A 7,685-nucleotide genomic window follows, 5' to 3' on the forward strand; every position below is an offset into this window, starting at 1 on the left:
ATTCAGGGACGTCCCTATTGGGAAATTCCTATATTAGTGCAGCGACTTTGCGGTATCTGCCCGGTGAGCCATCATATCGCAGCAGGTAAGGCGATTGATATGATTGCAGGTGTAACAGAGCTGACTGAAACGGCTTATAAATTAAGACTGCTGTTACATTATGGGCAAACTCTGCAGTCCCATGCCCTGCATTTTTTTCATCTTAGCTCTCCCGATTTACTGTTTGGTTTTGAAAGTGATATTGACTGCAGAAATATCGTGGGTGTGATTGATAAACATCCTGAACTCGCTCTTCAGGGCGTAAAACTAAGGAAGTATGGTCAGGAGGTGATAAGAGTTATTTGCGGTAAGAGAATCCATGGTACAGGCTGTATCCCGGGGGGGATGAATAAGCCATTAAGCCGGGAGGATAATAACTATCTTCTCGGTGATATTGAACAAATTATCGCTTGGTCAGAGTGCGCGGTTAAAACGGCGAGAGATTGTTATTTAGCCAATGAACCTTTCCACAAAAACTTCGCGCTATTAAGGTCTAATTATTTAAGTTTAATTGGCAAAAATGGTGAACTGGATCTTTATCATGGCAAATTAAGATTAAAAGATGCCAGCGGTAACCTACTGTTTGATCAGCAGGATTATTGTGATTACCAAAATCTGATTCAGGAAGAAGTAAAATCATGGTCTTATATGAAATTCCCTTTTATTAAATCGCTCGGCAAAGAATCAGGTTGGTATCGCACGGGCCCATTAGCCCGGATCAATAATTGTGATTATATATCGACGCCGCGGGCTGAAAAAGCGCGTCAGGAATTTATCGCTTATGGCGGAAAAGAGCCGGTTCATTCTACATTGGCCTACCATTGGGCACGCATGATAGAGCTGCTTTTTTCTGCCGAAAAAATCAAACAGTTACTTAACGATTCTATCATTACGGGAGGCGATCTGATTGTTCAGGGTAAACGCCAAAATGAAGGCATAGGGGTTATTGAGGCACCTCGTGGAACTCTATTTCATCATTACCAGGTAGATGAAGATGATCTTATCAGCAAAGCCAATCTGATTGTCGCGACAACCCATAACAATAGCGCATTAAATGAATCGATACGCGTCGTAGCCAATCAACAAATTAATGGCCGTGAAATCAGCGAAGCTGTTTTAAATAATATAGAAGTCGCTATTCGTGCTTATGATCCCTGTTTATCCTGTGCCACCCATGCCATCGGGAAAATGCCGCTGAAAGTTGAAATGCGCCACCAGCAAAGCGGAGAACTTATCAGTCAGTTAATTAAAGATGCAGATGGCACTCTAAGACAATGACTATTACATTAAAAAAGAGGTAGTGATGGAAAAAGCGTGTCGGCAAGCTTTAAACCTATTTACCTGGGGCAATCCAAGCAGGGGGGATGACGCCATCGGCCCCTGCCTGCATCAAGTTATTAAACAGTTTATTGAGCAATTTTTACTTGAAAATATTCAACTTATAGAAGATTTTCAACTGCAGCCTGAACATATCTACGATATTAGTGAGGATGCCTGCGTTGTTTTTATTGATGCAAGCTTTCAAGGTGACACAGCCTATCAAATTGAACCCGTTATAACGGCTGCGGAGATTGGATATACCACTCATGCATTAAGCCCGGAAGCATTAATGACAATCTATGAAAAAACACAAAATAAACAATGCCCCCCCGCCTTTGTATTGAGTGTTCGCGGTTACTGTTTTGAGCTTGGCGCGCCCTTATCAAAACAGGCTGAAGAAAATATTAAACTCGCCACGCAATTTTTAAAGGAATTATTAGCATGTCAAGATCCTGTGCAGTTACTGCAGCACGCCGCAGTGACTGCAGAGGATAAGCCCGATGCATGAACTGTCAATTGCGGAAAGTCTTATCGAAATGATAGAGGAAAATGCATTAACGCATGACTTTAAAAAGGTGATTAAAATTACATTAGAAATTGGCGTGTTAGCCGGAATCGAAAAATCGGCTCTGCTTTTTTGTTTTGACGCTGCAGCCAAAAACAGCTTGGCAGAAGGCGCTGAACTTGTGATTCAGGATAAGCTTGCCAAGGGTATTTGCCAGCATTGTCATCAACCGATTATCACCTCAAGCTGGTATGAGCCCTGTCGCTTTTGCGGTCAGATGCGCATTAAAATTATCGATGGTGAGCAAATGATCATTAAATCGTTACAGGTGGAGAATTAAATGTGTAATATCTGTGGTTGTAATAAAGCCGAACACGCAGTTGAAACTATGCATAAGCATGCTGATCATCAACATGATCCTATCTCTGAACATCAGCATATTGATTGTGAACAAAATTCAGCAGCAGCTTCCGTAGCCCGTCTAAGTGGATCCCGCATGCTTGAAATTGAACAAAATCTTTTAGCTAAAAACAATTATTACGCCGAACAAAACAGGCAAAAGTTGCAGGCCGACGATATTTTCGCACTGAATTTCATCTCCAGTCCCGGATCAGGTAAAACCACATTATTAACGGAAATTATCAACCGCTTAAAAAAACAACATGTTATTTATGTGGTTGAAGGTGATCAGCAAACCGCTATCGATGCCGCGCGAATCAGAGAAACAGGTGTTAAAGCGACGCAAATTAATACCGGTAAAGGGTGTCACTTAGATGCGCATATGGTGGGTCATGCGATTGACCATCTTGATATGCAAAAAAATGCTTTTTTGTTTATCGAAAACGTCGGTAATCTGATTTGTCCTGCTGGTTTTGATTTAGGAGAAAATAATAAAATTGTTATCTTATCGGTAACAGAAGGCGAAGATAAACCTTTAAAGTATCCGGAAATTTTTCATGCCGCCGACCTTATGATTATTAACAAAATCGATCTGCTTCCCTACGTTAATTTTAATCTAAAACAATGCTGTGAATATGCAAAACAGATCAATCCCGATATAGAGATTATTCAACTTTCAGCCACTTCAGGTGAAAATATTGCTCAATTCAGCAATTGGTTAATTGCCAATAAAGCTGAGCTGCAATCTGGTTATTGTTCCAATAATAAAAAGGATCTTTAAAATGAAAATAAGAATCCCATTCATTATATTATTTACTACGCTATTAACTGCAAATTCTGCATGGGCTCACTCTTTAGCAGGCAGCTCTGATGCCTGGCATGCACTCGATCATCTTATTATCGCTTTTACGATAGCCTTTGTCGCTTTCGCCCTCTTTAAAATAGTCCTGTTTTTTTTAAAGAAACAGCGCAGCAAAAAATCATTAGATCTGCAGGATACACTTAAAAAAACATCAGTTAATAAATAAAACTAAATAAGAGAGTTGCCTATGTGCCTAGCAATCCCGGGACGGGTTATTTCTATTAATCAATCATCAGTGCCGATAACAGCAAAAGTTAATTTTAGCGGAATAGTAAGAGAGGTTGTCGTTGAGTGGATTGATGAAGTTGCAGTTAACGACTACGTTGTTGTTCATGCCGGATTTGCTATCAGCAAACTCGATGAAGAGGCAGCCTTAAAAACCCTGCAACTTTTTGGCCAATGGCAAACACAAAACGCGGAGTAACATCCCGTACGGGCACAAATACAGAAACAACAAAACTTAGGATAAGCTATGACATCATCAAGCATTATAATGGCTCATGGGAGTGGAGGTCGTCTTTCCAACATGCTTATCAATGAACTGTTTTTCCCGGCATTTAACAACCCGGTTTTAAATCAGGCTCATGATGGCGCGCTGTTAACCATAGAGTGCAATCAATTGGCTTTCTCCACCGATTCATTTGTGGTTAATCCCTATTTTTTTCCCGGGGGGAATATTGGCGATCTTGCCGTCAATGGCACAGTGAATGATATTGCCATGTGCGGTGCCGTGCCTAAGTTTCTTTCCGCAGCCTTTATTCTTGAAGAGGGGCTGCCGATTAATGACCTAAAAGAGATAGTTAACAGCATGGCTGCCGCTGCACAGGCAGCACAAGTAAAAATAGTGACCGGTGATACTAAGGTGGTCGAGCGAGGCTGTGGTGACGGCATATTTATTAACACTTCAGGGATAGGTATTATTAACCACCAGCAGAAAATCTCACCGGAAAATGCACAAGTTGGGGATGTTGTTATCACCAATGGCTATATCGGCGATCACGGTATTGCCATCTTGTCACAGCGAGAAGGCTTGTCTTTTGAAACCACTATTCAATCGGATACAGCCGCCCTGCATACCCTGGTCGCCACAATATTAAATGCTTCTGCCAATGTCCATCTACTAAGAGATCCCACCCGAGGCGGACTTGCCAGCACCTTAAATGAGATAGCCCAAGCAAGTCAGATAGAGATACGCCTTCAAGAGTCCGCCATTCCAATTCGTGATTCGGTTCAAGCTGCCTGCAATCTACTGGGATTAGATCCGCTGATTATTGCCAATGAAGGTAAATTAATTACGATTGTTCCCCAAGTAGATGCGGGGGCAGTGCTGCAAGCGATGCAGCAGCACCCGCTTGGCAAAGAGAGTGCCATTATCGGCCAAGTACTGGATAGAAACGTCGGCAAAGTCACCCTTGAAACCACTATCGGTAGCTTAAGAATGGTAGAGATGCCGCTTGGTGAGCAATTACCTAGGATCTGTTAATGGATAATGATTTATTGATTAGACTTAGCAATAAAAAATGTCTGTTTCTATGCAGTGCCTTTAATGGCTTGAGTCAGAAGTTTTGGGTTAATTTTTCTCATTTATTTAAAGAGAGTCAATTAATGGTGGGAATTAATCCAGCGGGCATTAAAGCATTTCAGCCCGACTTGATTATTTGTCCCTTTTTAGAGCATTACATTCCCGATCAGATCTGGTCTGCCATCCCCTGTTTTATTGTTCATCCGGGCCCCCCGGATGAAGCTGGACCCAGTGTATTAAACTGGGCTATTTTAGAAGGAAAAACGGACTGGTCTGTCTCTATTATTCAAGCCAATGCGCAGTGGGATGCAGGGCCTGTTTGGGCGCAAGCTAAATTCAGACTGCCTGTGGCATCATTGTCGACTATCTATCGACAACAGATATCTGATTGGGCTCTGGAGATACTTCCCCTTGCTTTAACGCATTATTATTCAGACAAACAGCCTCTATTAGCCGATCCTCTTTATCGAAGACGAATATCACAGCAACAGCTGAGCATTAAATGGGATCAACCAACAGCGGCTATAATTAAAAAGATTCATGCGGGCGACAGCCAGCCAGGTGCCCCGGCAATAATTGAGAATAATCACTATCTTGTTTACGGCGCGCGCATTGGCGAGTCTGATACCTATTTAAAAGAGACACCGGGAGAGATTATTATGCAGCATGACGGTCAGATCTGTGTAAGTACACTGGACGGCTGCGTGTGGATTTCGCGAATGGCACGCATTACTGAAAATATAAAAATTCGGCCAGTCGATCTGCTGGCTCAATCGGAAATAACGTTTTGAGTGAATTTAAATGAGCGAAATAAGCTATCAAACTCTCAATAATGTCGGGCATATTAAATTCCCTATTCACAATGGTGCAATGGATTTAAAAGATTGCAGGCAGCTTTTTGAAACCATTCAATCTGCCAAAGAAGATGACTCCATAAAAGTAATTGTACTTTGGGGCGGCCCTGACTTTTTCTGCAACGGCATTGACTTAAATGCCATTCACTTACAATATAACGCCTCTATTCTGGCTTATAAAAACCTCAAAGCCTTGAACAAAATAGTACATGCCATTTTAACAGCAGACACTAAATTAGTAATTAGCGCCCTGCAGGGCTCTGCCTCTGCCGGCGGCGTTATGATGGCAATTGCAGCGGACTTACGCTATGCCAGAAAAAACGTAGTGCTCAACCCTTCCTATGCCAATTTAGGCCTGTGCGGCTCTGAATATTGGTCGGTACTTTTACCCGCCATGATAGGTTACGGCTGTACGCAAAAGTTACTCTATGAGGCATGCCCTATCTCATCAAGTGAAGCCTTACGCTTAGGATTAATTCATCAGCTAGTCTCTGGCGATCTGGACGCTTTTGCAGAAAATATAACAGCCAAGGCTGAATATTTAGCCTCAACCAATATTGATGCCAGATTAGCGGCTAAAACCGTGCTTAATCACCGTTTACTGGATGAGATGGAGAGTCAGGTAAAACTTGAATTAGAAAAAATGAAAGAGTGCTGCAATCATCCGGAGTTCGAATCAGCAAGAAGCCGTTTTGTAGAAAAAAACAGTTGCCAACAACCCTTTCTCTGCGCTGCACCGGGCAATATCAGCGATAGCAATAAAAGTGACTGCGATGAATAAAAAACTAAATTTGGATGCCTTTAAAAACCGGGAGATTGTCAATAAGCTGGCACAAGAGATCAAGTTAATCAGTGAGGATATGGCGCCGGTAAAAATCATGCATATTTGCGGCAGCCATGAAAATGCCATTGTCCGCTACGCCATCCGCCAATTTTTACCCGCACATATTAAGCTTATTGCCGGACCGGGGTGTCCTGTCTGTATCTGCCCCGTCGAGGCGATTGATGAAGCGATCACCCTTTCTCTGCAGCCCAAGGTCACAGTGCTCACTTTCGGAGATTTATTGCGGGTACCTGCAACTAAAACCTCGTTAGAGGAGGCGCGAGTTAACGGCGGCAGTGTAAAAATCGTCTACAGCCCGCTGGATGCGATAAAATTGGCCTTAGACTCTCCGCAGCAAACCTTTGTTTTTTTCTCTGTCGGTTTTGAAACAACGGCAGCAGGAATTGCCGGATTGATACAATCAGGAATCCCTAAAAATCTGCTTTTTCTGATCGCCAATCGCTATATGCCGCCGGTATTAAAATTATTAATGGAGGTGCATGATGAAACCTTACAAGGTTTTCTACTAGCAGGTCATGCAACAGCGATTACTGGGCTTGGGGTTTATGATTTTATGCACAATGAATTTAAGCTGCCCTGCGCCGCTGCTGGTTTTGAACCCGTTGATATTCTGCTGGCTATTCGGGAACTTTTAAAACAGATTAAAAGCAATCAATACGAAATTATCAATTGCTACACAAGAGTCATCCAGACAGAGGGTAATCTGATCGGTCAAAAATGTTTAAATGAAGTGTTTGATCTTAAAGCGGGGATCTGGCGTGGTATTGATATGATCGAGGATTCCGCCTACATCCTTAAAGATAAATATGCCTTTCTTGATGCAAGAAAACAGCTTATCTGCAAACCGGATTATCCGCCACAAGCCCATCACCCAAGCTGTGTCTGTCATCGCGTGATGCTCGGAGAAGTTGAACCGCAGGATTGTAAATTATTTAAAAAAGCCTGCACCCCCAGCTCCCCCTTTGGTCCCTGTATGGTGTCCCCGGAAGGGACCTGCCATGTCAGATATAGCTATTCTGAAATTAACATAGATTTTATTTAAAAGGGCTGGCGATTTTAAGCTACGCCTTAAATCTCTGGCGCTGCAGCGGTAGCCCTTTATAATTTTCCTTACTTAACACCACCCAGCTAGCAACTCACACTACAACTACTGAATTACGCTCGACACAATAGTCAGTTTCAAAAAGGCCATACACGTCCATTCACATGCTTTTTCACACTGTGCAGCTTGTATTCCGTGTTTCCAGCGCAAATACGGAACTTTTTCACCTTTCTACAACAGCTTTTCCGCCTTTCAACAATAGGACCCGCCTATTGTAAAATACAACTATTTGATAAAC

General features: G+C 42.5%; 10 protein-coding genes. All 10 read left to right on the forward strand.

Features of this window, described 5'->3' with window-relative positions; translation table 11 throughout:
* Positions 1–1,317, forward strand: a 1,317-nt coding sequence (locus tag AC4GME_RS06750; RefSeq protein WP_490379171.1) for a Ni/Fe hydrogenase subunit alpha, incomplete at its 5' end; no start/stop codon positions are given.
* Between the two features lie 25 nt (positions 1,318–1,342).
* A complete protein-coding gene (locus AC4GME_RS06755; protein WP_490379172.1) occupies positions 1,343–1,867 on the forward strand; it encodes a hydrogenase maturation protease in 525 nt (174 codons plus the stop codon).
* The gene (gene hypA, locus AC4GME_RS06760; protein WP_490379173.1) at positions 1,860–2,204 is read left to right on the forward strand and encodes a hydrogenase maturation nickel metallochaperone HypA; all 345 of its coding nucleotides are present in this window, start codon (positions 1,860–1,862) and stop codon (positions 2,202–2,204) included. Before AC4GME_RS06755 ends, hypA begins: the two co-directional genes overlap by 8 nt.
* Positions 2,205–3,044 carry a hydrogenase nickel incorporation protein HypB gene (gene hypB, locus AC4GME_RS06765; protein ID WP_490376875.1) on the forward strand — a complete coding sequence of 280 codons (840 nt, stop codon included), beginning with the start codon at positions 2,205–2,207 and terminating at the stop codon, positions 3,042–3,044.
* Between the two features lies 1 nt (position 3,045).
* Positions 3,046–3,291, forward strand: a complete 246-nt coding sequence (locus AC4GME_RS06770; RefSeq protein WP_490379174.1) for a hypothetical protein — start codon at positions 3,046–3,048, stop codon at positions 3,289–3,291.
* Between the two features lie 21 nt (positions 3,292–3,312).
* Positions 3,313–3,549 carry a HypC/HybG/HupF family hydrogenase formation chaperone gene (locus tag AC4GME_RS06775; RefSeq protein ID WP_490376877.1) on the forward strand — a complete coding sequence of 79 codons (237 nt, stop codon included), beginning with the start codon at positions 3,313–3,315 and terminating at the stop codon, positions 3,547–3,549.
* A 48-nt stretch (positions 3,550–3,597) separates the two neighbouring features.
* Positions 3,598–4,608: a hydrogenase expression/formation protein HypE gene (gene hypE, locus AC4GME_RS06780; protein ID WP_490376878.1), complete on the forward strand. Its 1,011-nt coding sequence runs from the start codon at positions 3,598–3,600 to the stop codon at positions 4,606–4,608.
* Positions 4,608–5,438, forward strand: coding sequence for a formyltransferase family protein (locus AC4GME_RS06785; RefSeq protein ID WP_490376879.1), 831 nt, complete (start codon positions 4,608–4,610; stop codon positions 5,436–5,438). The genes hypE and AC4GME_RS06785 overlap by 1 nt, the downstream gene beginning before the upstream one ends.
* A gap of 10 nt (positions 5,439–5,448) precedes the next feature.
* The gene (locus tag AC4GME_RS06790; RefSeq protein WP_490376880.1) at positions 5,449–6,282 is read left to right on the forward strand and encodes an enoyl-CoA hydratase/isomerase family protein; all 834 of its coding nucleotides are present in this window, start codon (positions 5,449–5,451) and stop codon (positions 6,280–6,282) included.
* Positions 6,275–7,387: a hydrogenase formation protein HypD gene (hypD, locus tag AC4GME_RS06795; protein ID WP_490379175.1), complete on the forward strand. Its 1,113-nt coding sequence runs from the start codon at positions 6,275–6,277 to the stop codon at positions 7,385–7,387. Before AC4GME_RS06790 ends, hypD begins: the two co-directional genes overlap by 8 nt.
* Positions 7,388–7,685 lie beyond the last annotated feature (298 nt).

Source organism: Psychromonas sp., from assembly GCF_983033635.1.

Bases quoted from the DNA above. Each gene is read 5' to 3' on its own strand.
- AC4GME_RS06755 (WP_490379172.1), top strand. From the start codon at position 1,343: ATGGAAAAAGCGTGTCGGCAAGCTTTAAACCTATTTACCTGGGGCAAT.
- hypA (WP_490379173.1), top strand. From the start codon at position 1,860: ATGCATGAACTGTCAATTGCGGAAAGTCTTATCGAAATGATAGAGGAA.
- hypB (WP_490376875.1), top strand. From the start codon at position 2,205: ATGTGTAATATCTGTGGTTGTAATAAAGCCGAACACGCAGTTGAAACT.
- AC4GME_RS06770 (WP_490379174.1), top strand. From the start codon at position 3,046: ATGAAAATAAGAATCCCATTCATTATATTATTTACTACGCTATTAACT.
- AC4GME_RS06775 (WP_490376877.1), top strand. From the start codon at position 3,313: ATGTGCCTAGCAATCCCGGGACGGGTTATTTCTATTAATCAATCATCA.
- hypE (WP_490376878.1), top strand. From the start codon at position 3,598: ATGACATCATCAAGCATTATAATGGCTCATGGGAGTGGAGGTCGTCTT.
- AC4GME_RS06785 (WP_490376879.1), top strand. From the start codon at position 4,608: ATGGATAATGATTTATTGATTAGACTTAGCAATAAAAAATGTCTGTTT.
- AC4GME_RS06790 (WP_490376880.1), top strand. From the start codon at position 5,449: ATGAGCGAAATAAGCTATCAAACTCTCAATAATGTCGGGCATATTAAA.
- hypD (WP_490379175.1), top strand. From the start codon at position 6,275: ATGAATAAAAAACTAAATTTGGATGCCTTTAAAAACCGGGAGATTGTC.